Origin of the sequence: Paraburkholderia sp. 35.1 (assembly GCF_050436525.1) — a bacterium.
Taxonomy (GTDB): domain Bacteria; phylum Pseudomonadota; class Gammaproteobacteria; order Burkholderiales; family Burkholderiaceae; genus Paraburkholderia; species Paraburkholderia tuberum.
The window spans coordinates 684,403-708,812 of the sequence record NZ_JBNDMJ010000003.1; the positions used below are offsets into that span (position 1 = coordinate 684,403).

Below are 24,410 nucleotides of genomic sequence, written 5' to 3' on the forward strand. Positions count from 1 at the left end.
TTATGCCTTGAACACAAAATTTATGAAAGGCCCCTCAAGTCCGGCCCGCGGATGACGATAAACCGCTTGATCGCGACGACGCATCGAGCACGAAGCATGGCTCTTGACGGTCCCAATCGTGCTCCTTCTCCTGGCCTCTTCTGCCGCCACCCCACGGCGCCTCCATCTCAGTACGTCGATTTTTTTCAGAACTCTCCATGAAAAGTGAACGATGGTCAATTAGTCTAGTAACGTCTCTGGCTCTCTCTGCTTTGTTGCCGACGCAGGGCGCGCACGCGCTGGACGCCACCGTTCAGCCCGGGCAGAGCATTCAGAGCGCACTTCAATCGGTAGCGGCAGCGGGTGGCGGCACCGTTACGCTCGGCGCGGGCGTCTGGACCTTGAGCAGTTCGATCCAGATCCCGGGCAGCAACATCACGTTGACGGGCCAAGGTGCCGCAACGGTGATTCAAGGACCGTCGACGCCCTATGTATGGAACCTGATCCTTGTGAATGGCCAGAGGAGCCTGCACGACATTACCATCTCGAACCTTGTGCTTGACGGACAGGTTCCGAAGTCGGCGGCTTTTGATCCTAACAACGCCTACTCGGTGGCGGGCGGTGGCCTCAACGAAGCCGCGAAGGGTTTGGAGCTTGTCGACGCGAGCAACCTGAAGATTCTGAACGTCGAGGTGAGGAACACGGCGGAAGGAATGGCAACCGGGTCCATCAATGGACTGACCATCGATCGCTCCTACTTTCACGATAGCGGCATTATGGTGCACGGTAACGACGGCCTTGCCTGGCACAATGCGTATTTATGGGGCTCGACGAATGTGACGATTACCAACTCGCGCTTCTTGAACTCGTGGGCGGGCGATGGCTTGCATATCAACGGACCGGGGAGCAACGCGATCACTGTCGATAACTCGACATTCGTCGGCAACTATCGGCTGGGTATTCATGCCCAGCAAACTCCTGCCAATCTCACCGTCTCGAACAACGACCTGAGTTTCAACGGCTCGACCGCGCCTGGCACTGCAAACTACAACGGTCTGTCCATGAGCGGTCTCGACATGGAGTCCACGACTGGAACGATAGTCGGCAATACAGCCATTGGCAACACCAATGAAGGCATCATCACCCGCAGTGGAACCGGCACGCTCGCCGGCAATACGGCGCTCGCCAATAGCTGGTGGCAGATCGACAATTTCGGCTCCTACACGGTCGGTGCGAACTATTCAGTGCAGGGTCATGGTAGTGCACGAGGCGTCGGGCCGATTCCGGACGGGACATATCAGATCGTATCCCGATCGAGCGGGCTGGCGCTGGCACCGGCCGGCCAGGCAAACGGCAGCTTGCTGACGCAAACTCCTTATACGAGGTCGACAAGCCAACTGTGGAGCTTCGTCAATCTGGGCAATGGCGAATATGAGGTCGCCGCCGCCAGTAGCAGCCTGGCGATGGACGTGAGCGGAGCGGGTACCGGAGATGGGGCGCAGGTTCTGGTGTGGAATTACCACGGTGCCGCCAATCAGATCTGGCGTGTCATCTCGACCGGCTCGCAGTATTACCGTCTGTGTCCGGCCCACGCGCCCGGTTCGTGCCTCGATGTCAAGGGTGGCTCGACGGCTTCTGGTGCAAATGCAGACCTTTGGCAATACGAAGGTTTGCAAAGCCAGCAGTGGCAAGTTCTCGCCCCCTGATCGCAAGCTGCCAGGCAAATCTGAAGATGCGGGCGTTCCACGCGGGGCTTTATAGCTCCGCTGCCGGGTGAGTCGACACGGAAAGTTGTTGCAGCTTCCGTCTCCCCACCCGCATCCGATTCTGTCAGAACTCATATTCGGTAAGCGTCAGTGCATCCCGTCTTGAATATGGCAAGCCCGAGTGTGAATGTATTGCTTTCGTGAGGATGACAGTGCGCCAGCTCACGCTCATTGAACACGACCACCTCCGCGATGTAGGGCGCCCCCTGATACCAGTTCGGGTCGTCCTGACGTCGGGACCGCATTCGTTGAGAAGGTATTGTCAACTTGTAAGGGCGCGCAGGCGAAATCACTCAACATAAGGATCACTAATTTATGCGGCAATGCGATCCAGCATCGGATTGCCCGTTACCGTTTCCCACGCCTTGAACGCATGCTTGCGGGCCTGCCGTTTCTGTTGCGCGTTCGCGTTGTAGCGGCAGTGCATGAACGGTATTGTCAAGTTGGCGCGGGGGTCGACGAATATAATGGGGCATGAAGAAAGCTTCCGTTTCCGTTTTGCTGTCGGCCGAGGCGCCGATTTCGTTCAAGGGCTATCGATTTCCGCCGGACATCATCAGCTACGCGGTGTGGCTGTACTACCGGTTCCCGCTCAGCCTGCGCATGGTTGAGGAGATGCTCGCGGCACGGGGAATCGAGCTTACGTACGAAACGGTGCGGTGCTGGGCGACGAAGTTCGTTCTGGCGGTCGCGAAGCGTATCCGTTCGACAGCGCCGGGTCGCGGCGACAAGTGGCATCTGGATGAGGTGGTCGTGACGATCCACGGCAGGAAGCATTGGCTGTGGCGGGCTGTCGATCAGCACGGCGCAGTGCTCGATGTGCTGGTGCAGAGCCGCCGCGACAAGGCGGCGGCCGAACGGCTGATGCGCAAGCTGCTCAGGCGCCACGGCTGCCCACGCGTGATCGTCACGGACAAGCTGCGCAGCTACGCGGCGGCGAACAACGAACTGGGCCTGAAAGTCGAGCATCGGCAACACAAAGGACTGAACAACCGGGCGGAGAATTCCCACCAGCCCACACGCGTGCGCGAGAAGGTGATGCGCCGCTTCAAGTCGGCGCGCCATCTACAACGATTCACGTCGGTCCATGCTCAGGTAAGCAACCTCTTCATGCACTGCCGCTACAACGCGAACGCGCAACAGAAACGGCAGGCCCGCAAGCATGCGGTCAAGGCGTGGGAAACCGTAACGGGCAATCCGATGCTGGATCGCATTGCCGCATAAATTAGTAATCCTTATGTTGAGTGATTTCGCCAGCGCGCCCTTCAATAAGTTGACAATACCCTAGAACCTTTTTGTACTTGCCCTCGTTATGTTCGTTTTCCAACACAACGGAACAGGCTTTTTCCAAGGTGCATACTAAAAACATATGGCCCATCTATCATCTTCCTTGCACTATCAAAAAACGACAAGACCCTACGAGAGACCTACCATGAGCGAGTTCGCAAAACTGTTGACGTTGGTTGTGTCCGCAACGAAGCGCCCGGAACTGCCGGAAGACCATACGGGGAGTCAGGCTTCAATGGCCGCGCAGCGCGCCACGGGCCAGGCCGAAGCAGATATGCAGGACGCGTTGAAGGCCGCGGCAACGGAAAGGAATGGCGCGTGCGACCGGCTGCTGAAGTTCCTTGGCCGCGCCTTTGGTTCAAGAACTGACCCCGATGGCTACCCGACGCGCCCAACGGGTCGCAGTCAAGGCCGTGGCTTTCATGTCGAAGGACGAGGCGCTGTTCGCCACGATTGCCGACGCGGAAGCCAGAGCGTTCGACGCCCTCACCCGTACGTATGGCTCAGCGCTCGAATACCCGACAGACAAGCAGCTTGACGAACTGTACGGCCTGGCACTGCGCCATGGCAGTCCAACGGCTCGCACGGACGATGAATCGACAGCCGCATATGAGAAATCGAGCTGGCCAGATTCGCGAAGCTTTGTCGAGCAGTAGCCGCCACGCTCACCAGCCGGATTGACGCCTTGAACGGTCGAGTCGGCAAGCCGTTAAATGCAACCGTCGGCACAGTGGGCTCTGGTCGGAAAATGGAAGGCCGCGACCCCCAAAGACGATCACCCACCGCCTGCCAGGAGTCGGTCGGCGAGACCCTCAAAAGGAAGTGAGGCCCGTCATGAACATGCTAACCATCACCGCTCGCCAGCTCTTGTTGTATAGCCACACCCTCGCCTTCGCCTTCGCCATCGTGCGCGTGTTGCGGGAAGACGTGGCGCTGCTCACAGCTCGGCGCATTGATGCCGTCAGACTGGAAACCACCGGACGTACCATTGCAGGGTTGCTCGGCCTGCTCTGGATAACGGGCGTCGCTATGATCCTGCTTGGCACCGGCTTACACGTGGCTGTGCTGGTCTCCAAGCCGAAGCTGGCTGCAAAGCTGACAGTGGTATGCCTGCTGACGGCGAACGGCTTGCTGCTGCATCGAGTCGCGTTTCCGATGCTGACCACACCGCAGCGTCGCCCACGTCGGGCGGCGACGATATGCGTCTTGTTGGGGGCCATCAGTTCGGTGTCGTGGCTCTATGCGTCTTTTGTAGGCGTGGCGCGCCTTATCGCCCCGGCGATGTCCTATACGGGCTTCCTAGCCTTGTACGGGGTGGGGCTGGTGGGCGGGATCGGGACTGCGTTGGCGGTGGCGCGGCCGCGTGTGGAGCGGCTATTGGCTCGGTTGTCCGGCGGGGACGTGGTTGTCGGTTCGGCGCCAGCCGGACGATTGAGCTTGCCGCCTTTTTAGCGCAACCCCGAAATAGCGCCGCACGCAACGCCATCCGGTCGTTCAAGTCGAGCGCGGGCTTGGCGACCTACGTCTCAAGTTCCTGCCGGCGATCAACCAGACGCGCGGTGGGTATTGTCAACTTATTGAAGGGCGCGCTGGCGAAATCACCCCGTCGCCGATTGTATTCGCAGAGCATACTACGACAGTAGTCGGTGTCGTCGCGCAGCCATCCAGTCACGGCAACCAATCGCAGCATGCAACCGCATGAGCCGAGACGCCGTCAAAACGTACAGGGCCGGCAGGCACGTCCCTTCACGTGGAACCGGTCGTTCGCGATGGGCGCCACGCAGCAACACACGAATGACCGCACCGACGAGCCGGCAAACTATTGCATCCACCGGTTGAATCCGCCCCCATAAGCTGCAACCGCATCCGCTCATAGAGATTCCCTCGGGCAGGTATCGATATGCCGCGCCAGTATCCAACACGCATCCCTGGTTTTCCTAAGCGAACGAACTGCTGCTCCGCCGACCCACATTTGGACGGCTGGCAGCCCCCAAGCCGTCAGAAATGGGACTGCCTTACCGGTAAACAGGTTGTCGCTGGCACAGTTCGCGCATTGATATACGAGCCTCAAGCTCGTGAGCAACGAACGCGGCCGGCCCCTCAACGCTACCCGAAATTCCATTCCGTTCCCGCGAGAGCCGGTCGTCATGTGGGGGCAAACGTGGGGGCAAAATCGGCTCCAAACGAAAAAGGCTCTCAGAGCCGAAGCCATGAGAGCCTTATATCTATTGGTCGGGGCGAGAGGATTTGAACCTCCGACCACCTGCACCCCATGCAGGTACGCTACCAGGCTGCGCTACGCCCCGAACAGAAGAAAATTATAACAGACACTTCATTCGATTAGAACCGCTCGACACGAACAAAGCGAACAAGTCCATGAACTAGTGGCCCAGCAGATCGATTACGTTCTGCAGTTCCTTGCGTAAGTTCTCGACATCGACCGCAACCGTTGCCGCCGATGCCTGCACCTGACCCGCGACTCCGGCGGTAGCCTCACCCTCTTCGACCACCGAATCCGGCCCACCGCCGCCATGCGAATCGAGCCGGTTGCGCGCCCCGTTGATCGTAAAACCCTGCTCGTACAGCAACTCTCGAATCCGCCGGATCAGCAGCACCTCGTGATGCTGATAATACCGACGATTGCCGCGCCGCTTGACCGGCCTCAACTGGGTGAACTCCTGCTCCCAGTAACGCAGCACGTGAGGCTTTACCCCACAAAGTTCGCTGACCTCACCAATCGTGAAGTACCGCTTCGCCGGAATCGGAGGCAAGACGACTTTTTCGATCGTCGCTGTCATCGTCAGTTAGCCGTGATGGGTTGCCCGAAAGCGCGCCAGTCAATCAGCGCGCGAGAAGCTCGCTTCGGCGCCGTTTTCGACGAGCGCCTTCAGTTTTTGACTTGCATGAAACGTCACCACGCGACGTGCCGCAATCGGAATCGCCTCGCCCGTCTTCGGATTTCTGCCGGGACGCTGCGGCTTGTCGCGCAACTGGAAGTTGCCGAAGCCCGACAGCTTCACGCTGTCGCCGCTCTCGAGCGCATCGCGGATCACCTCGAAGAACGCCTCGACCATGTCCTTCGCTTCCCGCTTGTTGAGCCCGACATTGTCGAACAGCAACTCGGCAAGTTCCGCCTTGGTGAGTGTCGGCGTTTCATTGGAAACGACGGCGGATGATGTCGGAATATCTCGAATCATGGCGCTGCGTTGCGCCGTAAGAAGGGCTTCGAAATCACTCGAGTTCATTTCATTCATATCTATCAAATGGCGCGCCAAGCGTAAAACAATGGATGCGGAAACAGCCGTGCAATTGTTAAATGCGGGTTATCCGCGCAACCGTGCGCCATATACTCGAGCTAGACGTTCCACCAGAGTTTGAATAGCCAGATCGACCGTTTCATCCTGAAGGGTTCCGCCAGTATCTTGCAAGGTCACCCGGAACGCAAGGCTTTTCTCGTGCGCGGCCAGACCACCGGAAGTGTTTGATTTTGGACGAAATTCGTCGAAAAGTGCAACCTTCTGGACAGCCTTGCAGGCCGGTTCGGACTGGGCCTTCTGAAGCTCGTCGAGCAGCGCCTGAACCTCGATTTTCTGATCGACGACCACCGCGATATCACGTCGTACCGGCGGGAATTTTGAAACTTCCGACGGAATCGGCAATACCCGTTGCATTAATGCTTCCGCTTCGATTTCAAACAGAATCGGCGCATGCGGCAAATCATATTTTTGCATCCAGCGCGGATGCAATTCGCCAATCCAGCCCACTGCGCGACCATTCAATTCGATCCGCGCGCTGCGTCCCGGATGCAGCGCAGGATGCTCGGCCTGTACGAACCGCGCGACCGCCGGTGCGACCAGCGCTTCGAGGTCGCCCTTCACGTCGAAGAAGTCGACGGCACGCGTCGGTGCGCCCCACTGCTCGTCGAGCGCGGGCCCATAGGCGAGCGCGCCGATCATCTTCGGCTGCGCGAAACCTTCGACGGTCAGCTCGCCGGCCTTGATCGACGGATCGTGCAGGAATACGCGACCTGCTTCAAACACGCGCACGCGGTCCGCCGCGCGACGGTTCAGATTCGTGCGCAACACATGAATCAGGCTGCCGAACAACGTCGTGCGCATCACCGACAGTTGGCTCGCGATCGGGTTGATCAGACGCACGGGGTTGCTGTTGCCTGCGAAGTCCTGCTCCCACTCCGCGTCGACGAAGCTGAAGTTCACCGTTTCCGCGTAGTCGCGCGCGGCGAGCGCATGACGGATCGCGTGGATGGAGCGTTGCGTTTCGTTGGTCGCGCGCATTTCGCTGGTCGCGACCGGCGGGCGCGCCGGAATCTTTTCGAAGCCGTGGATACGCGCGACCTCTTCGATCAGGTCCTCTTCGATTTCGAGATCGAAGCGGTACGACGGCGGCATCACCGAGAACGTATCGCCGTCACGCTCGAACGAGAGGCCGAGGCGCGTGAAGATCTGCGCGATTTCATCGACACCGATCGCGACGCCGATGATGCGGTTCGCGCGCGAAACGCGCATCTTCACGGGCGCGCGCTTCGGCACGTTGACGATCTGATCGTCGACCGGACCCGCTTCGCCGCCGCAGATGTCGAGGATCAGCTGCGTGATGCGCTCGATATGATCGACGGTCGTCGCGTAGTCGACGCCGCGCTCGAAGCGATGGCCTGCATCGGTCGAAAAGTTGTACTTGCGCGAGCGGCCACGAATGCTGTCGGGCCACCAGAACGCGGCCTCGAGATAGATGTGGGTGGTGTCGAGCGTGACCGCGGTGCTGTCGCCGCCCATGATGCCCGCGAGGCTTTCGATATGCTGCTCGTCGGCGATCACGCCGACCGTTTCGTCGAGCTCGACCGTGTTCCCGTTCAGCAGCTTCAGCGTTTCGCCCTTGCGGCCCCAGCGTACGTCCATGCCGCCGTGGATCTTGTCGAGATCGAACACGTGCGACGGACGCCCCAGCTCGAGCATCACATAGTTCGAGATGTCGACGAGCGCGGAAATGCTGCGCTGGCCGGAGCGCTCGAGACGCTCGACCATCCATTGCGGCGACTTCGCGCGCGCATTGACGCCGCGGATCACGCGGCCCGAGAAACGGCCGCACAGATCGGGCGCGGAGATTTTCACGGGCAGCGTTTCGTTGAGCGCGACCGGAGCCGGCTTGATTTCGAGCGGACGCAGCGGCGCTCCGGTAATCGCCGACGTTTCTCGCGCGACGCCGAATACCGACAGACAGTCGGCCTTGTTCGGCGTCAGCTTGATTTCAAAAACGGTGTCGTCGAGATTGAGCGTGTCGCGGATGTCCTGGCCGATCGGCGTGTCTTCCGGCAGGATCATCAGACCGCTGTGATCTTCGGAGAGCTTCAGCTCGCGCGCCGAGCACAGCATGCCCTGGCTTTCCACGCCGCGCAGCTTCGACAGCTTGATCGCGAACGGTGCGCCGCCCTCTTCGGCCGGCGGCAGTTGCGCGCCGACCAGCGCGACCGGCACCTTGATGCCGGGCGCAACATTCGGCGCGCCGCACACGATGTTGAGCGTCGCGCCGGTGCCAGCGTCGACCTGACACACGTTGAGCTTGTCCGCATCCGGGTGCTTGACGACTTCCAGCACCTGGCCTACGACGATCTTCGAGGTCGGCGGCGCGGCCGTCCGCAGGTCTTCGACTTCGAGACCCGCCATCGTCAACGCGTGCGACAGCTCGTCGGTGGTCAGTTGCGGATCGACAAAAGTTCTGAGCCAGGATTCCGGAAATTGCATGGTTCTGTGTACGTTGTGATCAGGTTAGGTCCACGTCCGGCAGATGCTTCGTAAAGCCCGGTGGTCTTGCGCCGGTTCAGCGAGCTCTGCCGGGGACGCTCGCGGCGCGCACCAGGTGCGCTGCCGCGATTTATGCTTCGTCGCGCTCGCGCGCGCCGGGTCACGCGAATTGACGCAGGAATCGCAGGTCGTTTTCGAAAAACAGGCGCAGGTCCTGCACGCCGTAACGCAGCATCGTGAGACGCTCGAGGCCACTGCCGAAAGCGAAGCCGATGTAGCGCTCCGGGTCGAGACCCATGTTGCGGATCACAGTCGGATGCACCTGGCCGGAGCCCGAAATTTCGAGCCACTTGCCCGCGTTCTTGCCCGTTTCGAACTGCATGTCGATCTCGGCCGACGGTTCGGTGAACGGGAAATACGACGGACGGAAGCGCACGAGAATGTCGTCGCGCTCGAAGAATTTCTTCAGGAAGTCGGTATAGACGCCCTTCAGGTCCGCGAAGCTGATGTTCTCGTCAATCCACAGGCCTTCGACCTGGTTGAACATCGGCGAATGCGTCGCGTCGCTATCCACGCGATACGTGCGGCCCGGCACGATCACCTTGATCGGCGGCGTGTTGGTGCGCGCGTAGCGCACCTGCATCGGGCTCGTATGCGTGCGCAGCAGCAGCGGGCGGCCGTCGGCATCCTTGCCGTCGACGTAGAAGGTGTCCTGCATCGAACGCGCCGGATGGTTTTCCGGGCTGTTCAGCGAGGTGAAGTTGTACCAGTCGGTTTCGATCTCGGGGCCGTCGGCCACGTCGAACCCGATCGTACGGAAAATCTGTTCGACGCGCTCCCAGGTGCGCATCACCGGGTGCAGGCTACCTGCGTTGGCGCCGCGGCCCGGCAGCGTGACGTCGATCGCTTCAGCAGCGAGACGCTGGTTCAGAAGTGCGTCGGCGAGCGCCTGACGACGTGCTGTGAGCGCGGCCTCGACCTGTTGCTTGACGAGGTTGATCCGTGCGCCTTCGGTCTTGCGCGTTTCGGGATCGAGTTTGCCAAGGCCCTTCAACAGCTCGGTCAGCGCACCCGCCTTACCGAGAAAGCGCGCTTTCTCGTTCTCGAGGGTGGTGACGTCGGGGGCTTCTGCGAAGGCTTTTTGCGCGTCGGCGACAATCTGGTCCAGATCCATTGATCCCATCATTTCAACGTCAGTGTTCTATCGAAACAAAACTGGTTCTACCAACAAAAACGGGGCTCGGTGAGGAGCCCCGTTTTTGTTGCAGCGTCACCGAGACTACCGGATGTTCGCTGCAACGAACCACGCAGTTTTAATTGCCAGAAGCGCAATCAGGCTGCAACGGCGGCTTTCACCTGCTGAACGATCGCAGCAAAAGCAGCCTTGTCGAACACAGCCATGTCGGCCAGCACCTTACGGTCCAGTTCGATCGACGCCTTCTTCAGGCCGTTGATGAACACGCTGTACGTCATGTCGTGCTGACGCACCGCCGCGTTGATACGCGTGATCCACAGTGCGCGGAACACACGCTTCTTGTTGCGGCGGTCGCGGTAGGCGTATTGGCCTGCGCGCATGACCGCCTGCTTGGCGATGCGATAGACGTTATTGCGACGGCCGCGGTAACCCTTGGCCAGCTTGATGATCTTCTTGTGACGGGCCCGTGCGGTAACCCCACGTTTTACTCGAGGCATGTTTCGCTCCTATGAGTGTCGGTTAAGGGTTAAGCGAACGGCAGCATTGCGCGAACGGAGTTCAGATCGGAATCATGAACTGCCGTGGAGCCGCGCAGATGGCGTTTGTTCTTGGTGGTCTTCTTGGTAAGAATGTGACGCTTGAAGGCCTGACCGCGCTTGACGGTACCGCCCGGACGCACCACGAAGCGCTTTGCAGCGCTCTTCTTGGTCTTCATCTTCGGCATGACAACTCCATTATTAGATGGACATGGGTGTGCGGTCGGCCAGATGGCCATTTCCCGCCCTTCGAAACCCATTCCACTTGGTATGCAGACCGCCGATTCTGCCAGCGGCCGCTTTTCGGGAACAACTGCGCACTTGCATGCGCGACGTTCCGAAACCTTCCGACACCAAGCCGGACACCCAGCACAGCATCCAACAACCTTGCGCCGCCGGAGCGCGCGCCACATGGCACGCCGTCGCTCCGGCCAACTGTTTCGCGCTTACTTCTTTTTCTTCGGAGCGAGCACCATGATCATCTGGCGCCCTTCCATTTTCGGCATCTGCTCGACCTGACCGACTTCGTCGAGGTCGGTGCGCAGGCGTTCGAGCATGCGCATGCCGATTTCCTGGTGAGCCATTTCGCGGCCACGGAAACGCAACGTGATTTTCGTCTTGTCGCCGTCTTCGAGGAAGCGGACGAGGTTGCGCAGCTTGACGTTGTAATCACCGTCGTCGGTACCTGGGCGGAATTTGACTTCCTTGACCTGGATGACCTTCTGCTTGAGCTTGGCCTCGTGTTGCTTCTTCGCTTCCTGGTACTTGAACTTGCCGTAGTCCATCAAGCGGCAAACTGGCGGAACCGCTTGCGGAGCGATTTCGACCAGATCTACGTCCTGCTGTTCCGACATGCGGAACGCATCGGCGAGTTTCACGATGCCGAGCGGTTCGTTCTCGACGCCGACCAGTCGCACCTCGGGTGCTGTAATTTCACCGTTGATGCGGTGCGCAGACTTATCAGTAGCGATGTTACGTTTCCTCTAAAAATTAAAAAAAACGAGCCGGGTACCAAGTGGCTCAGTTGAACGACTGCACGTCCTGGCGCAGACGCTCAATGAAGGCGTCAACAGGCATTACGCCCATATCGACACCACCACGGGCACGCACGGCTACCGTTTGCGCTTCACGCTCCTTGTCGCCGACCACCAACAGGTAGGGGACCTTTTCCAGCGTGTGCTCGCGTATTTTATAGCTAATCTTCTCGTTGCGCAAATCGGCCTCGACTCTAACCCCTTGTTTTTGCAACGATTGGGCTAGCGCCTGCGCGTATTCGGCCTGACTTTCCGCAATATTCATCACAACGACCTGCATCGGCGCGAGCCAAGCGGGCATTGCACCGGCATGGTGCTCGATCAGAATCCCGAGGAAACGCTCCATCGATCCGACGATCGCCCGGTGCAGCATGATCGGGCGACGGCGACTGTTGTCTTCGGCAACGTATTCGGCACCCAGCCGCTCCGGCAACACCATGTCGAGCTGCAGCGTACCGCACTGCCACGAGCGGCCGAGCGCGTCCTTGATGTGATACTCGACCTTCGGGCCGTAGAATGCACCCTCGCCGGGCAACTCTTCCCACGTGACGCCGCAGGCCGTCAGCGCCTCGCGCAGTCCCTGCTCCGCGCGATCCCAAGTTTCGTCGGTGCCGGCGCGCGCATCCGGGCGCAGTGACAGCTTGATCTCGACGCTATCAAAGCCGAAGTCGCGGTAGACGCTCATTGCCAGCGTGTTGAACGCGATCGATTCGCTGATGAACTGATCTTCGGTACAGAAAATATGCGCGTCGTCCTGCACGAAGCCGCGCACACGCATCAGTCCATGCAGCGCGCCCGACGATTCGTTGCGATGGCACGAACCGAACTCCGCGTAACGCAGCGGCAGATCGCGATACGAGCGCAGACCGTGATTGAACACCTGCACGTGACCGGGGCAGTTCATCGGCTTGATCGCGTAGTCGCGCTTTTCCGATTCCGTCGTGAACATGTTTTCACGATAGTTCTGCCAGTGGCCCGACGCTTCCCACAGCGAGCGGTCCATGATCAACGGCGTCTTGATTTCTAGGTAGCCGGCGTCGTTCACGCGACGGCGCATGTACTGCTCGACTTGCTGCCACAGCGTCCAGCCGCGCGGATGCCAGAACACCATGCCCGGCGACTCGTCCTGCATGTGGAACAGGTCGAGCTGCTTACCAAGCTTGCGATGGTCGCGCTTCTCGGCTTCTTCGAGCATGTGGAGATACGCTTCCTGGTCTTCCTTCTTCGTCCAGGCCGTGCCGTAGATGCGTTGCAGTTGCTCGTTCTTCGAGTCGCCACGCCAGTACGCGCCCGCGACTTTCATCAGCTTGAAGACCTTCAGCTTGCCGGTGGACGGCACGTGGGGGCCGCGGCACAGGTCCGTGAAGCCGCCATGCGAGTACAGTTTGATTTCGTCGCTAGCGGGGATCGATTCGATGATCTCGGCCTTGTACTTTTCACCGATGCTCTTGAAGTACTCGACCGCTTCGTCGCGGGACACCACGCGACGCGACACCGGCTCGTCCCTCTTCGAGAGTTCCTGCATGCGCTTTTCGATCTTTTCGAGATCTTCCGGCGTGAAAGGACGGTTATAGGAGAAGTCGTAATAGAAACCGTTGTCGATGACCGGACCGATCGTGACCTGCGCTTCCGGGTACAGATCCTTCACCGCGTACGCGAGCAGGTGCGCCGTCGAGTGGCGGATGATATCGAGACCGTCTGCGTCCTTCTCCGTGACGATGGCGAGCGCCACGTCGTGATCGATCAGCATGGACGTATCGACCAGCTCCCCGTCGATCTTGCCGCCGAGCGCGGCTTTCGCGAGACCGGGGCCGATCGAGGCGGCCACTTCGGCGACGGTCACCGGATGCTCGTACTGTCGAACAGAACCGTCAGGCAAACGTATCGAAACCATTGCGTTCTCCGTGGTGCCGACCGGCGGCGGCACATACAACCAGGGTCAAAAAGATAAAAAAAATGCGGCCCCGCTTTCGAGGGGCCGCATTCACATTTTATGCAAACTTCACTGGCGAAAGTGGTCCTCGACTAGCGTCGTTCCGAAGTGGTTTCGGTCAACGTTCGCGGTGTCATAACCGTATTCGCCTTTTTGCGCTCAAAGCGCTTACTGCAGTTTGCGAAACCCCAGCGAGGCTGGAATTTCATTTTCGTTGGTAGGCTCGATTGGACTCGAACCAACGACCCCCACCATGTCAAGGTGGTGCTCTAACCAGCTGAGCTACGAGCCTGAAGAAACGAGAGTATATGGGGTATAGCGCAGCTTGGCAAGTACTTTTATGCAGCGACTTTAATCCGTCGCGCCACTAGCGGGGCTTTTTCCAACCGCCCGCGCCTCAGTTCTTGCGCGTCGCGCGCACGACACCCGTGATCTCGCCCAGCAGCGTGCACGCGCGCTGAATCTGCTCGGAGCTCGACACCTCGACGGTAAATTGCATGAACGCGGCATTGCGGCGCGATTGCGTCTTTACGCCGATCACGTTCATCTTTTCCCGCGCGAATACTTCGGAGATATCGCGCAGCAGACCTTGCCGGTCCGTCGCCTCGATGCTGAGGTCGACCGGGTAGACGGAATGGCCGCGGCCGCTCATCACGTCCGCCGACCACGCCGTCTGAAGCACGCGCTCCGGCGCGCGCTCCGCCATCCGGCGGAACGTCGCGCAGTCGCTGCGATGAACCGACATGCCCTTGCCTCGCGTAACGAATCCGCAGATGTCGTCGGGCGGCGCCGGCCGGCAGCAGCGCGCGAGCTGGGTGAGCAACGCATCGACGCCGACCACCAGCACCCCCGTGGATGCGCCGCGCGCGACGCTCGCGCCGCTGCTGCGTTTCTCGAACTTCTCCGGCGCATCGACCTCGGGCTCGGGCGGCGGCGCATCCTGCAACGCCTGCTCGACGAGCCTCAGACTGAACTCCTCCTTGCCGACCACGGAGAACAGGTCGTCGGTGGTCTTGAAACCGAGCCGCGCGGCCAGTTGATCGAGATTGACCGAGGTCTTGCCTTCGCGCTGCAGGGTTTTTTCAACCATCGCGCGACCGTTCGCGATGTGCTCCTGTAACTCCACCGCGTTGAACCACGCGCGCACCTTCTGCCGCGCGCGCGGGCTTTGCAGATAGCCAAGTTGCGGATTAAGCCAGTCGCGCGACGGACCGCCCTCCTTCACCGCCACGATCTCGACCGTCTGGCCGTTCTGCAGCGGCGTGTTGAGCGGCACCATCGCGCCGTCGACGCGCGCGCCGCGGCAACGATGCCCAAGCTCGCTGTGCAGGTGAAACGCGAAGTCGATCGGCGTCGCGCCGTGCGGCAGCGGAATCACGCGCGCCTGCGGCGTCAGCACGTAGATGTGATCGTCGTCGAGCGTGGCCTGGCGCAACTGCTCCCACGGCTGTGCCGAGCCCGCTTCGCCATGCTCGCCCTCGGAGACTTCGTCCTTCCACGCGAGCAGCTGTCGCAGCCAGGCGATCTTCTCGTCGTATTTCTCGCTCGCGGTGAACGTGCCGCCATAGCCGCGCGCACCCGCTTCCTTGTAGCGCCAGTGCGCGGCCACGCCGTATTCGGCGAAGCGATGCATTTCCTGCGTGCGGATCTGCACTTCGAACGCGCGGCCGTCGTCGCCGATCACGACGGTGTGCAGCGACTTGTAGCCGTTCGGCTTCGGCCGGGAGATGTAATCGTCGAACTCCTTCGGCACCGGCTGCCACAGATTGTGCACGATGCCGAGCACGGTGTAGCAGTCCTTGATGTCCGGCACGATCACGCGAAACGCGCGCACGTCGTACAGCTCGGCGAAGTCCAGCTCCTTGCCGCGCATCTTGCGCCAGATGCTGTAGATATGCTTCGGCCGACCGCTCACTTCCGCGCGGATATGCGCGGCGGCCAGCTCCTGCTGCAGGCGTTCGATCGCCTGCGCGACATAGCTCTCGCGCTCGACGCGCTTCTCGTCGAGCAGTTTCGCGATGCGCTTGTAGGTGTCCGGCTCCTCGAAACGGAACGCGAGGTCCTCGAGCTCCCACTTCAATTGCCAGATACCGAGGCGGTTCGCGAGCGGCGCGTAGATATCGAGCGTTTCGCGTGCGACGTCGGGCGACGGCGTGAGCTTCGCGGCCGCGTAATAACGCAGCGTTTGCAGCCGCGACGCGAGGCGGATCAGCACGACGCGAATGTCCTGCGCGAACGCGAGCAGCATTTTGCGCAGCGCCTCGACCTGCACGCGGCGCGCAGCCTGCGCGTCACGCCCGGCCTCGGGCATCGCGTTTTGCGCCGCGCGCAAACTGACCGTGCCGAGCCGCAGCAGCTTGCGTACGTCGCCGACCAGTTGGGCGACTTCTTCGCCGAAGTCGTCGGCGATCACGCGCTCAGGATCGCGCAGATGCGGTGTCAGCGCAAACAGCGCAGCGGCCAGCACCGCCGGCGGATCGACGTTGAGCTTGCGCATGATCGACGCGGTGCCCGCCGCGTGATCCGCGAGCAATTCGCCCGACGACAGCCGCACCTCGCCCGCATGTTCGCGCACGAACGCCATCGCTTCGTCGAAGGAACGATGGGGATGAGGCGCGCTCGGAACGGTATCGGTGTTCATGGTGCGACGGCCCGCCGGGCCAGACGATTCAACGGAAAATCAACCACGGTGCTGCCGGACGGCCGCGACTCAGTTGCGCTGCGCCGCGATCACGACGATTTCGACGAGGCACTTCGGATTCGCAAGCTTTGCCTCGACGGTCGCGCGCGGCGGCGTGTCGCCCTGCGCGACCCACTCGTCCCACACGGCGTTCATGCCGGCGAAATGCGCCATGTCCGAGATATAGATCTGCACCGACAGCAACAGCGACTTGTCGCTGTTCGCTTCGGCGAGCAGACGGTCGATGTGGCCGAGCACTTCGCGCGTCTGGCCGGCGATGTCCTGATCGTCGTCTTCGGCGATCTGACCCGCGAGGTACACGGTGCCGTTGTGCGCGGCCATTTCCGAGAGACGCTTGCCGACGTGATAACGAATGACTGCCATGAAAAGTCCTGAGCTGAGGGGTTAATCGAACTACGTCCCACACGACACTGCCGATGAAATCGTCATGCGGAACTCAATATTATGACGCGTTCGCGGCCTGACCGATGAAGAACTCCCTCGCGAGCGCGATCTGGTCCGCCGCCAGGAACGCCGGCGCATGCCCGACGCCGGCGATCTCCACGCTCGATGCGGCACGCGCGGTCGACACCATCTTCGCGACCGTTTCACGCGACAGCAAATCCGACTGCTCGCCGCGCACCACCAGCACCGGCCCCTGGAACGACGCGAGCGAATGCCACAGCGCCGCCTCGCCGAGCTTCGCCGCTTCCTCGGTGACCGCCGCGAACGGCTGCGCGATGCGCGGGTCATAGCGCAGCACCCATGCGCCGTCCTCTTCGCGCAGCAACGGCGTATTGATTTCGCGCCATTCGTCCGGAGTCAGCGGTCCGAAGCTCTGCGCGAGCTGCGCGGCATAGTCAACGCCCTGCTGCAGCGTTTCGAAGCGTGCGGGCTTGCCAAGGTAATCGCCGATGCGCTTGACCGCGACCGGCTCCAGATGCGGCCCGACGTCGTTCAGCAGCAGCTTGCGGATCGGCGTGTCCGGCAGGCCGGCGAGCCCCATGCCGATCAGGCCGCCCATCGAGGTGCCGAACCAGTCGACGGTGTCGACGTCGAGCCGAGCGATCAGTGTGACCATGTCGGCGACGTACTGCGGCACCGCGTATAAGTTGGGGTTCGCGAGCCACGACGACAAGCCCCGGCCAACCACGTCCGGGCACACCACGCGATAGGTGTCCGCGAAGTTGGCGGCGAGGCGGTCGAAATCGCGCCCCGATCGCGTGAGTCCGTGCACGCACAGCAACACGCGCGGATTGTCCGGGTCGCCCCACTCGGTATAGGCGACGCGATGCAGGCCGGCAGGGCTCGCGCACCGCACGTAACGTTGACGCGGCGCGGGCCGCCCGGTGGTGGAAGCGGAAGTCGTTGCGGTCATCTGGTGTCCTTGCAAAGACGCTGCGGATTGGGCTGCGAACGATTGTAAACCGCTTCGTCGCGCGGCAAGCATCGGCCAGAAGGCTTAGGAAGGTCGATCCAACCGTCCGGCGCATCCGCCGCCGCGCGCCAAAAACAGAACGGGCGAGACTCACGTCTCGCCCGTCCGGAACACACCGTTGCCGCCGCGCGGTCGCGCCGACGCGCGCAACGGCGTTTCAACCCGCGTCAGCTCACCGCGCTCACATCGAGCGGCGCGCCGGTTTTCGCCTTGATTTCGTCGACGCTCACACCCGGCGCGAGTTCGGTCACTTTCAAGCCGTTTTCGGTCACTTCGATCACGCCCAGATCGGTGATGATCTCGTCGACCACACCCACGCCCGTCAGCGGCAGCGTGCATTCTTCGAGGATCTTGTGCTGATCGCCCTTCGCGACGTGCTCCATCAGCACGACCACGCGCTTGACGCCCGCGACCAGGTCCATCGCGCCGCCCATGCCCTTGATCATCTTGCCCGGGATCATCCAGTTCGCGAGATCGCCCTTCCTGCTGATCTGCATCGCACCGAGAATCGCGAGATTGATGTGGCCGCCGCGAATCATCGCGAACGAATCCGCCGAAGAGAAAATCGACGAACCGGGCAGTGTCGTCACCGTTTGCTTGCCGGCGTTGATCAGGTCGGCGTCGACTTCGTCTTCGGTCGGCGACGGGCCGATACCGAGCAGACCGTTCTCCGACTGCAGCCACACTTCGACGCCCGCCGGCACGTGGTTCGCGACCAGCGTCGGCAAGCCGATGCCGAGGTTCACGTAAAAGCCGTCCTGCAGTTCCTTCGCCGCGCGCGCGGCCATTTCGTCACGAGTCCATGCCATGATCAGTCTCCTTTCGCGCGGACGACGCGTTGTTCGATGCGTTTTTCCGGATGCGCATTCAGCACGATGCGCTGCACGAAGATGCCAGGCGTATGGATCGCGTCCGGATCGAGCTCGCCCACTTCGACGATCTCTTCGACTTCCGCGACGGTGATGCGGCCCGCCATCGCGCACATCGGATTGAAGTTGCGCGCGGTGCGGCGATAGATCAGGTTGCCGGCCTTGTCGGCCTTCCATGCCTTGACGAGCGCGACATCGGCGGTCAGCGAATGTTCGAGCACGTAGTGGTTCTCGCCGAACTGGCGGGTTTCCTTGCCCTCGGCGATCTGCGTGCCGTAGCCGGTGTTCGTGAAAAACGCCGGAATGCCCGAGCCGCCCGCGCGCAGCTTCTCGGCGAGCGTGCCTTGCGGCGTGAATTCGAGCTCGAGTTCGCCGGCCAGGTACTGGCGCTCGAACTCCTTGTTTTCGCCGACGTACGACGAGATCATTTTCTTGATCTGACGCGTCTCGAGCAGCAGGCCGAGGCCGAAACCGTCGACGCCCGCGTTGTTGCTGATGCACGTGATGCCCTGCACCTTCGAATCGCGCAGCGCAGCGATCAGCGCCTCAGGAATGCCGCACAGCCCGAAGCCGCCGACGGCGAACGTCTGCCCGTCCTTGACGATGTCCTTCAGCGCCTCGGCGGCGCCTGGATAGACCTTGTTCATCTGTATGTCCCTTCCTTTATGGAAACCCGAAACGTGTACGCAGGCCGCCGGATCATTGCGGCTGATATCGCAACGGGTAAACTTCACGTCGCCTCACGATACCGCTACGTCATTCTAGTCATCCGCAGCTTGAGCCGCGTTGTCATCTGCGCGAAAGAGTACGCTGGGCCCGCCATGCGGCACAATACGCAAAAATACATAAGTACTTGCCTCCCGCCCATGCCCGCCCTGGATTACCGCACTGCGTTTCACCTCGCGCCGATCGGACTCGTGCTGTCCCGCGAGCGGACCATCGAAGACTGCAACGACGAGCTAGCGTCGATATTCGGCTACGCGCGCGACGCGCTGATCGGTCAGTCGTTCCAGGTGTTGTATCCATCGGCGGACGAGTTCGAGCGGATCGGCGCGCGCATTCCGCCGATCATGACAGCGCAAGGCAGCTACGCGGACGACCGGATCATGAAGCGCGCGAACGGCGAGCTGTTCTGGTGTCACGTGACGGGCCGCGCGCAGCAGCGCACCGACCCGCACGCGGCGGGTGTCTGGACCTTCGAGGATTTGAGCGCAACCCGGCGGGTCGCGGTGGAGCTGACGCCACGCGAGCGCGAAATCGCCGCGCAACTGGTGACGGGCAAGACCAGCAAGCAGATCGGCCGCGTGCTCGACATCAGCCCGCGCACGGTCGACGTCTACCGCGCGCGGCTCATGCGCAAATACGATACGGGCAATGCGACCGAGCTGTTGCAGCGGCTGCTCGGGGATTGAGAGAGGGCGTTTGAAGCGCGCGACAGCGCTGTCAAGCCGCGCGCTCAGGCCGCCTTGACGAGCGCCGCGCTCTCGATGGCCGCGCGCAGTACGTCAGGCACCGGCACCGACTTGCCCGCCGCGTAGTCGATCCACACGCATCGCGCGGCGCCTCGCGCATAGAGCGTATCCGGCTCATCGGCGCGCAGGAGCTCGAAAGCCGTATCGAAGCTGCTGCGCCCCGGTGTCGCCACCGACATCCGGCCGATCACGTCGCCCGGATAGTGCAGTTGCTTCAGAAACTCCATCGACGCATTGACGATCACCGGCCCCTGCCCGTGCGCGCGCTGGCCGACAAAGTCCATGTGCTCGAACCAGGAAATCCGCACCTGCTCCATGTAGCGGAAATAAACCGTGTTGTTGACGTGACCGAAGGCGTCCATGTCGCCCCAGCGGATCGGCATCGTCATTTCGAAAACTGCGTGAAAATCGCTCATTCTGTACTTCCGTTCTTCCTTTTTCTGCCTGGCTTTTGAAACTTTGGACGACCCGCTCACGCGAGTCCGAAGCCGTCGTCGGCGACGATCACCGAGCCGTTGATGAACTGCGATTCATCCGCCGCGAGCAGCAGGAGCAGCCCATCGAGATCCTCCGGCTTGCCGACCCGATGACGCGGCAGCATCGCCACGAGTTTCTGGCCCTGATCGGTCGACCAGTGGTGATGGTTGATCTCGGTGTCGATATACCCGGGGCAGATCGCGTTCACATTGATGCCATGCTTGCCCCACTCGAGCGCCATCGCCTTCGTCATGTGGACGACCGCGGCCTTGCTCATCGAATACAGGCCGATTTGCGGCAGCACGCGCAAGCCCGCCATCGACGCGATGTTGATGATCCGGTACGACGGCTTCTGCGCGTTGTTGCCGCGCATGATCATGCGCTTGGCGACTTCCTGCGCCACGAAAAACGCGCCGCGCGTATTCGTGTCGAACACGTATTCGAAGTCCGCCGGCGTGACCTCGGACAGCTTCTGCGTGGTCGACACGCCCGAGTTGTTGACGAGGATATCGATGGTGCCGGCCTCGGTCTCCGCATGCGCGACCGCCGACTTGATGCTCTGATAGTCGGTCACGTCGAGCGACACGACGTGCGCGGCGCCGCCGGACGCCTCGATTTCCGCGCGCAGCTCCTTGAGCCGCTCGGTACGTCGGCTCGCCAGCACGACCTTCGCGCCCGCCTGCGACAGCACCTGCGCGAAGCGCTTGCCCAGCCCGCTCGAGGCGCCCGTAATCAGCGCGACCTTGCCTTCCAGATTGATCGAACGGCCCATTGTCTTTCCTTGTTCGGTTGTGGTGACAACTGCGGTTGACGGGTTCGGTAGGACCCGACTAAGGGTCTATACCGTATCATGAAATAGTACGGTCGTGCTAATCTGCGGATTTCGGGTTGCGGCGCGGGAATCGATCGCCCACAATACGAACCCGAAAAAAGCATTCTAACGGTAAGAGGAGCATCAATGACCCCCGCAAGTCTCATTGAGCAGTACGGCCCGCGCGAGTCGATGGAGTATGACGTCGTCATCGTCGGCGGCGGCCCTGCGGGCCTGTCGGCGGCCATTCGCCTGAAGCAGCGCGCCGCCGAACGAGGCGCTGACATTGGCGTGTGCGTACTCGAAAAAGGCTCAGAGATCGGGGCCCATATTCTGTCGGGCGCGGTGATGGACCCGCGCGCGCTGACCGAGCTGATCCCGGACTGGAAGGAAAAAGGCGCGCCGCTGACGGTCGACGTGACCGAAGACCGCTTCCTGTTCCTGACGGAAACCGGTTCGAAGAGCGTGCCGACCTGGGCGCTGCCGGACAATTTCAAGAACCACGGCAACTACGTGATCAGCCTCGCGAACGTGACGCGCTGGCTGGGTCAGCAGGCCGAAGCGCTCGGCGTCGAGATATTCCCGGGCTTTCCGGCGGCCGAAGTGCTCTACAACGACGACGGCTCGGTCAAGGGCGTCGCGACCGGCAATCTGGGCATCGGCAAGGACGGCGAACCGACCGAAAACTTCCAGCTCGGCATGGAGCTGCACGCGAAGTACACGCTGTTCTGCGAAGGCGCGCGCGGCCACCTCGGCCGCCAGCTGAACGAGAAGTTCAAGCTGCGCGACGGCGTCGATCCGCAGGTGTACGGCCTCGGCATCAAGGAGTTGTGGGAAATCGATCCCGCGAAGCACAAGCCGGGTCTGGTGATGCACACGGCCGGCTGGCCGCTCGAAAACGACACCTACGGCGGCTCGTTCCTCTACCACATGGACAACAACCAGGTCGTGGTCGGCTTCGTGGTCGGCCTCGGCTATTCGAATCCGTATCTGTCGCCGTTCGAGGAATTCCAGCGCTACAAGACGCATCCGGCGATCCGCGCGATTCTCGAAGGCGGCAAGCGCGTGTCCTACGGCGCGCGCGCGATCACCGCGGGCGGCCTGATGTCGTTGCCGAAGCTGGTGTTCCCGGGCGGTGCCCTGGTCGGCGACGACGCGGGCTTCCTGAACGCGTCGCGCATCAAGGGTTCGCACGCCGCGATCAAGACCGGCATGCTCGCCGCCGATGCCGCGTTCGACGCCGTCCAGGCCGGCCGTCAGTCGGACGAACTGAGCGCCTACCCGGAAGCGTTCAAGACGTCGTGGCTCTACACCGAGCTGTATCGCGCGCGTAACTTCAAGCAGTGGATGAGCAAGGGTCTCTATCTTGGCACGCTGATGGTCGGTCTCGAGCAGAAGCTGCTCGGCGGCAACGTGCCGTGGACGCTGCATCATCAGCATTCCGATCACGAGATGCTGAAGCCGGCTTCGCAGTGCAAGCCGATCACGTATCCGAAGCCGGACGGCAAGCTGACGTTCGATCGGCTGTCCTCGGTGTTCATCTCGAACACGAATCACGAGGAAAATCAGCCGGCGCACCTGACGCTGAAGGATCCGACCGTGCCGGTCAACGTGAACTGGCAGACCTACGCGGGACCGGAGGCGCGTTATTGCCCCGCTGCAGTGTACGAGTTCGTGAAGAACGACGATGGCAGCGAGCGGCTCGTCATCAATGCGCAGAACTGCGTGCACTGCAAGACCTGCGATATCAAGGACCCGACGCAGAATATCGTGTGGGTCACGCCGGAAGGCGGTGGCGGTCCGAACTATCCGAATATGTGATGGATGTGCCGTCTGCCTTTGCGGCGCTGCGCGATAACCGGCAGCGTCGCGCAGGCAAATTCCGATAGCGCGCTCGCGCTTTCGTCTGCGCGCATTCTTGCGCGCTTCGTTGGTCCCCTTCCCTATTCTTTTTTATGGCGGCTCGTTCGCCGCCAATCGCGGGACCGCGTCAGGGTTACGGCGCGCTCGCCGCGATCTTCGGCGTGCTCACGGCCACATCGCCGCATTGCGCGCGATGGCGCAGCGCGTGATCGATCAGCACGAGCGCAAGCATCGACTCGGCGATCGGCGTCGCACGAATGCCGACGCAGGGGTCGTGCCGCCCGAAGGTCTCGACGATCGCGGGGTTCCCCGCCTTGTCGACCGAACGGCGCGGCGTGCGAATGCTCGACGTCGGCTTGATCGCGATCGACACCGTGATGTCCTGCCCCGTCGAAATACCGCCGAGCACACCGCCCGCGTGATTGCCGACGAAACCTTCCGGCGTCAGCTCGTCGCCATGCACCGAGCCGCGTTGCGCGACGCTCGCGAAGCCCGCGCCGATCTCGACGCCCTTCACCGCGTTGATGCCCATCATCGCGTGCGCGATGTCGGCGTCGAGGCGGTCGAACAGCGGCTCGCCGAGGCCGACCGGCACACCGGAGGCAACCACGTTGATGCGCGCGCCGATCGAATCACCGTCCTTGCGCAGCGCGTCCATATACGCCTCGAGTTGCGGAACGATCTCCGCATTCGGCACGAAAAACGGGTTTTCGCGCACCTGCGCCCAATCGACGAACGGCACGTCGATCTCGCCGAGCGCGGCCATATAGCCGCGAATTTCGGTGCCGAACTTCTCGCGCAGCCACTTCTTCGCGACCGCGCCCGCCGCGACCGCCGGCGCCGTCAGCCGTGCCGACGAGCGGCCGCCACCGCGGTAATCGCGAATGCCGTACTTTTGCCAGTACGTGTAGTCGGCGTGGCCGGGGCGGAACGTTTCCGCGATGTTGCCGTAGTCCTTGCTGCGCTGGTCGGTATTGCGGATCAGCAGCGCAATTGGCGCGCCGGTGGTTTGACCTTCGAACACGCCCGACAGGATCTCGACCTTGTCTTCTTCCTGGCGCTGCGTCACGTGGCGCGACGTGCCCGGCTTGCGGCGATCGAGTTCGAACTGGATGTCGGCTTCGTTGAGCGCCATGCCCGGCGGGCAGCCATCGATCACGCAGCCGATAGCGGGGCCGTGCGATTCGCCGAAGGTCGTGACAGTGAAAAGCGTACCGAGCGTGTTGCCGGACATGAGCGTCGTCCAAAGAAATACGGGGAGAACGCTATTATGCCAGCCCGCCCGCCTCGAAGCCGGGCCTGGCGACGGCG

General features: G+C 61.8%; 23 protein-coding genes and 2 tRNA genes. 6 read left to right on the forward strand and 19 right to left on the reverse strand.

Going from position 1 to position 24,410, the window contains the following annotated elements:
* Window positions 1-251: 251 nt before the first annotated feature.
* Window positions 252-1,685 carry an RICIN domain-containing protein gene (locus OKW27_RS23150; protein WP_429335002.1) on the forward strand — a complete coding sequence of 478 codons (1,434 nt, stop codon included), beginning with the start codon at window positions 252-254 and terminating at the stop codon, window positions 1,683-1,685.
* A 373-nt stretch (window positions 1,686-2,058) separates the two neighbouring features.
* On the opposite strand, the gene OKW27_RS23155 is transcribed toward OKW27_RS23150, so the two are convergent.
* Window positions 2,059-2,187 (reverse strand): hypothetical protein, encoded by a 129-nt coding sequence (locus tag OKW27_RS23155; protein WP_429335003.1) that lies wholly within the window; start codon window positions 2,185-2,187, stop codon window positions 2,059-2,061.
* 32 nt (window positions 2,188-2,219) lie between these two features.
* Between OKW27_RS23155 and OKW27_RS23160 the strand changes: the two genes are divergently transcribed.
* The 3 genes from OKW27_RS23160 (at window position 2,220) to OKW27_RS23170 (ending at window position 4,484) form a co-directional block, all read left to right on the forward strand.
* Window positions 2,220-2,969: an IS6 family transposase gene (locus OKW27_RS23160; protein ID WP_429335004.1), complete on the forward strand. Its 750-nt coding sequence runs from the start codon at window positions 2,220-2,222 to the stop codon at window positions 2,967-2,969.
* Between the two features lie 485 nt (window positions 2,970-3,454).
* Window positions 3,455-3,688 (forward strand): hypothetical protein, encoded by a 234-nt coding sequence (locus OKW27_RS23165; protein WP_429335005.1) that lies wholly within the window; start codon window positions 3,455-3,457, stop codon window positions 3,686-3,688.
* Between the two features lie 178 nt (window positions 3,689-3,866).
* Window positions 3,867-4,484 carry a hypothetical protein gene (locus tag OKW27_RS23170; RefSeq protein WP_429335006.1) on the forward strand — a complete coding sequence of 206 codons (618 nt, stop codon included), beginning with the start codon at window positions 3,867-3,869 and terminating at the stop codon, window positions 4,482-4,484.
* A gap of 777 nt (window positions 4,485-5,261) precedes the next feature.
* On the opposite strand, the gene OKW27_RS23175 is transcribed toward OKW27_RS23170, so the two are convergent.
* The 15 genes from OKW27_RS23175 to OKW27_RS23245 form a co-directional block, all read right to left on the reverse strand.
* Window positions 5,262-5,338 (reverse strand) — tRNA-Pro (locus tag OKW27_RS23175).
* A 75-nt stretch (window positions 5,339-5,413) separates the two neighbouring features.
* A complete protein-coding gene (locus tag OKW27_RS23180; protein ID WP_429335007.1) occupies window positions 5,414-5,830 on the reverse strand; it encodes a MerR family transcriptional regulator in 417 nt (138 codons plus the stop codon).
* A 39-nt stretch (window positions 5,831-5,869) separates the two neighbouring features.
* Window positions 5,870-6,286, reverse strand: a complete 417-nt coding sequence (locus tag OKW27_RS23185) for an integration host factor subunit alpha (protein ID WP_090800976.1) — start codon at window positions 6,284-6,286, stop codon at window positions 5,870-5,872.
* Window positions 6,287-6,355: 69 nt separating this feature from the next.
* Window positions 6,356-8,791, reverse strand: a complete 2,436-nt coding sequence (pheT, locus tag OKW27_RS23190; protein ID WP_429335008.1) for a phenylalanine--tRNA ligase subunit beta — start codon at window positions 8,789-8,791, stop codon at window positions 6,356-6,358.
* Window positions 8,792-8,951: 160 nt separating this feature from the next.
* The gene (gene pheS / locus OKW27_RS23195) at window positions 8,952-9,965 is read right to left on the reverse strand and encodes a phenylalanine--tRNA ligase subunit alpha (protein WP_008918800.1); all 1,014 of its coding nucleotides are present in this window, start codon (window positions 9,963-9,965) and stop codon (window positions 8,952-8,954) included.
* A 158-nt stretch (window positions 9,966-10,123) separates the two neighbouring features.
* Window positions 10,124-10,483: a 50S ribosomal protein L20 gene (rplT, locus tag OKW27_RS23200; protein ID WP_006052502.1), complete on the reverse strand. Its 360-nt coding sequence runs from the start codon at window positions 10,481-10,483 to the stop codon at window positions 10,124-10,126.
* Window positions 10,484-10,512: 29 nt separating this feature from the next.
* A complete protein-coding gene (gene rpmI, locus OKW27_RS23205) occupies window positions 10,513-10,710 on the reverse strand; it encodes a 50S ribosomal protein L35 (protein ID WP_006052501.1) in 198 nt (65 codons plus the stop codon).
* 258 nt (window positions 10,711-10,968) lie between these two features.
* Window positions 10,969-11,493: a translation initiation factor IF-3 gene (infC, locus tag OKW27_RS23210; RefSeq protein WP_075643713.1), complete on the reverse strand. Its 525-nt coding sequence runs from the start codon at window positions 11,491-11,493 to the stop codon at window positions 10,969-10,971.
* Window positions 11,494-11,542: 49 nt separating this feature from the next.
* Window positions 11,543-13,450 (reverse strand): threonine--tRNA ligase, encoded by a 1,908-nt coding sequence (gene thrS / locus OKW27_RS23215; RefSeq protein WP_429335009.1) that lies wholly within the window; start codon window positions 13,448-13,450, stop codon window positions 11,543-11,545.
* 254 nt (window positions 13,451-13,704) lie between these two features.
* Window positions 13,705-13,781 (reverse strand) — tRNA-Val (locus tag OKW27_RS23220).
* Between the two features lie 105 nt (window positions 13,782-13,886).
* Window positions 13,887-16,130 (reverse strand): RelA/SpoT family protein, encoded by a 2,244-nt coding sequence (locus OKW27_RS23225; protein WP_429335010.1) that lies wholly within the window; start codon window positions 16,128-16,130, stop codon window positions 13,887-13,889.
* Window positions 16,131-16,199: 69 nt separating this feature from the next.
* Window positions 16,200-16,553, reverse strand: coding sequence for a RidA family protein (locus OKW27_RS23230; RefSeq protein WP_429335011.1), 354 nt, complete (start codon window positions 16,551-16,553; stop codon window positions 16,200-16,202).
* 79 nt (window positions 16,554-16,632) lie between these two features.
* Complete coding sequence (locus OKW27_RS23235) at window positions 16,633-17,547, reverse strand: alpha/beta fold hydrolase (RefSeq protein ID WP_429335012.1); 915 nt, start codon at window positions 17,545-17,547, stop codon at window positions 16,633-16,635.
* A gap of 227 nt (window positions 17,548-17,774) precedes the next feature.
* Window positions 17,775-18,416, reverse strand: coding sequence for a CoA transferase subunit B (locus OKW27_RS23240; protein WP_184021841.1), 642 nt, complete (start codon window positions 18,414-18,416; stop codon window positions 17,775-17,777).
* Window positions 18,417-18,418: 2 nt separating this feature from the next.
* Window positions 18,419-19,123: a CoA transferase subunit A gene (locus tag OKW27_RS23245; RefSeq protein ID WP_090800989.1), complete on the reverse strand. Its 705-nt coding sequence runs from the start codon at window positions 19,121-19,123 to the stop codon at window positions 18,419-18,421.
* A gap of 219 nt (window positions 19,124-19,342) precedes the next feature.
* Here OKW27_RS23245 and OKW27_RS23250 point away from each other — a divergent pair, with 219 nt between their 5' ends.
* Window positions 19,343-19,888, forward strand: a complete 546-nt coding sequence (locus tag OKW27_RS23250) for a LuxR C-terminal-related transcriptional regulator (RefSeq protein ID WP_018421157.1) — start codon at window positions 19,343-19,345, stop codon at window positions 19,886-19,888.
* A gap of 44 nt (window positions 19,889-19,932) precedes the next feature.
* Here OKW27_RS23250 and OKW27_RS23255 read toward each other — a convergent pair whose 3' ends face one another.
* Both OKW27_RS23255 and OKW27_RS23260 read right to left on the reverse strand, forming a co-directional pair.
* A complete protein-coding gene (locus tag OKW27_RS23255) occupies window positions 19,933-20,364 on the reverse strand; it encodes an acyl-CoA thioesterase (protein ID WP_090800991.1) in 432 nt (143 codons plus the stop codon).
* 56 nt (window positions 20,365-20,420) lie between these two features.
* Entirely contained in the window at window positions 20,421-21,197 is a 777-nt protein-coding gene (locus OKW27_RS23260; RefSeq protein WP_018421159.1) for an SDR family oxidoreductase, read from the reverse strand.
* Window positions 21,198-21,383: 186 nt separating this feature from the next.
* On the opposite strand from OKW27_RS23260, the gene OKW27_RS23265 reads away from it, so the two are divergent.
* A complete protein-coding gene (locus OKW27_RS23265) occupies window positions 21,384-23,057 on the forward strand; it encodes an electron transfer flavoprotein-ubiquinone oxidoreductase (RefSeq protein WP_090800993.1) in 1,674 nt (557 codons plus the stop codon).
* 175 nt (window positions 23,058-23,232) lie between these two features.
* Here the strand turns inward: OKW27_RS23265 and aroC are convergent, their stop codons facing one another.
* Window positions 23,233-24,333, reverse strand: coding sequence for a chorismate synthase (aroC, locus tag OKW27_RS23270; protein WP_429335013.1), 1,101 nt, complete (start codon window positions 24,331-24,333; stop codon window positions 23,233-23,235).
* Window positions 24,334-24,410: the final 77 nt, after the last annotated feature.

Excerpts from the sequence above, each read along its gene's own strand:
- OKW27_RS23255 (WP_090800991.1), bottom strand. The coding sequence starts at position 20,364 with ATGAGCGATTTTCACGCAGTTTTCGAAATGACGATGCCGATCCGCTGG.
- pheS (WP_008918800.1), bottom strand. The coding sequence starts at position 9,965 with ATGGATCTGGACCAGATTGTCGCCGACGCGCAAAAAGCCTTCGCAGAA.
- rpmI (WP_006052501.1), bottom strand. The coding sequence starts at position 10,710 with ATGCCGAAGATGAAGACCAAGAAGAGCGCTGCAAAGCGCTTCGTGGTG.
- OKW27_RS23240 (WP_184021841.1), bottom strand. The coding sequence starts at position 18,416 with ATGGCATGGACTCGTGACGAAATGGCCGCGCGCGCGGCGAAGGAACTG.
- OKW27_RS23160 (WP_429335004.1), top strand. The coding sequence starts at position 2,220 with ATGAAGAAAGCTTCCGTTTCCGTTTTGCTGTCGGCCGAGGCGCCGATT.
- OKW27_RS23250 (WP_018421157.1), top strand. The coding sequence starts at position 19,343 with ATGCCCGCCCTGGATTACCGCACTGCGTTTCACCTCGCGCCGATCGGA.
- OKW27_RS23185 (WP_090800976.1), bottom strand. The coding sequence starts at position 6,286 with ATGAATGAAATGAACTCGAGTGATTTCGAAGCCCTTCTTACGGCGCAA.
- OKW27_RS23265 (WP_090800993.1), top strand. The coding sequence starts at position 21,384 with ATGACCCCCGCAAGTCTCATTGAGCAGTACGGCCCGCGCGAGTCGATG.
- OKW27_RS23170 (WP_429335006.1), top strand. The coding sequence starts at position 3,867 with ATGAACATGCTAACCATCACCGCTCGCCAGCTCTTGTTGTATAGCCAC.
- aroC (WP_429335013.1), bottom strand. The coding sequence starts at position 24,333 with ATGTCCGGCAACACGCTCGGTACGCTTTTCACTGTCACGACCTTCGGC.
- OKW27_RS23225 (WP_429335010.1), bottom strand. The coding sequence starts at position 16,130 with ATGAACACCGATACCGTTCCGAGCGCGCCTCATCCCCATCGTTCCTTC.
- rplT (WP_006052502.1), bottom strand. The coding sequence starts at position 10,483 with ATGCCTCGAGTAAAACGTGGGGTTACCGCACGGGCCCGTCACAAGAAG.
- OKW27_RS23235 (WP_429335012.1), bottom strand. The coding sequence starts at position 17,547 with ATGACCGCAACGACTTCCGCTTCCACCACCGGGCGGCCCGCGCCGCGT.
- OKW27_RS23230 (WP_429335011.1), bottom strand. The coding sequence starts at position 16,553 with ATGGCAGTCATTCGTTATCACGTCGGCAAGCGTCTCTCGGAAATGGCC.
- OKW27_RS23180 (WP_429335007.1), bottom strand. The coding sequence starts at position 5,830 with ATGACAGCGACGATCGAAAAAGTCGTCTTGCCTCCGATTCCGGCGAAG.
- OKW27_RS23165 (WP_429335005.1), top strand. The coding sequence starts at position 3,455 with ATGTCGAAGGACGAGGCGCTGTTCGCCACGATTGCCGACGCGGAAGCC.
- OKW27_RS23245 (WP_090800989.1), bottom strand. The coding sequence starts at position 19,123 with ATGAACAAGGTCTATCCAGGCGCCGCCGAGGCGCTGAAGGACATCGTC.
- thrS (WP_429335009.1), bottom strand. The coding sequence starts at position 13,450 with ATGGTTTCGATACGTTTGCCTGACGGTTCTGTTCGACAGTACGAGCAT.
- pheT (WP_429335008.1), bottom strand. The coding sequence starts at position 8,791 with ATGCAATTTCCGGAATCCTGGCTCAGAACTTTTGTCGATCCGCAACTG.
- OKW27_RS23260 (WP_018421159.1), bottom strand. The coding sequence starts at position 21,197 with ATGGGCCGTTCGATCAATCTGGAAGGCAAGGTCGCGCTGATTACGGGC.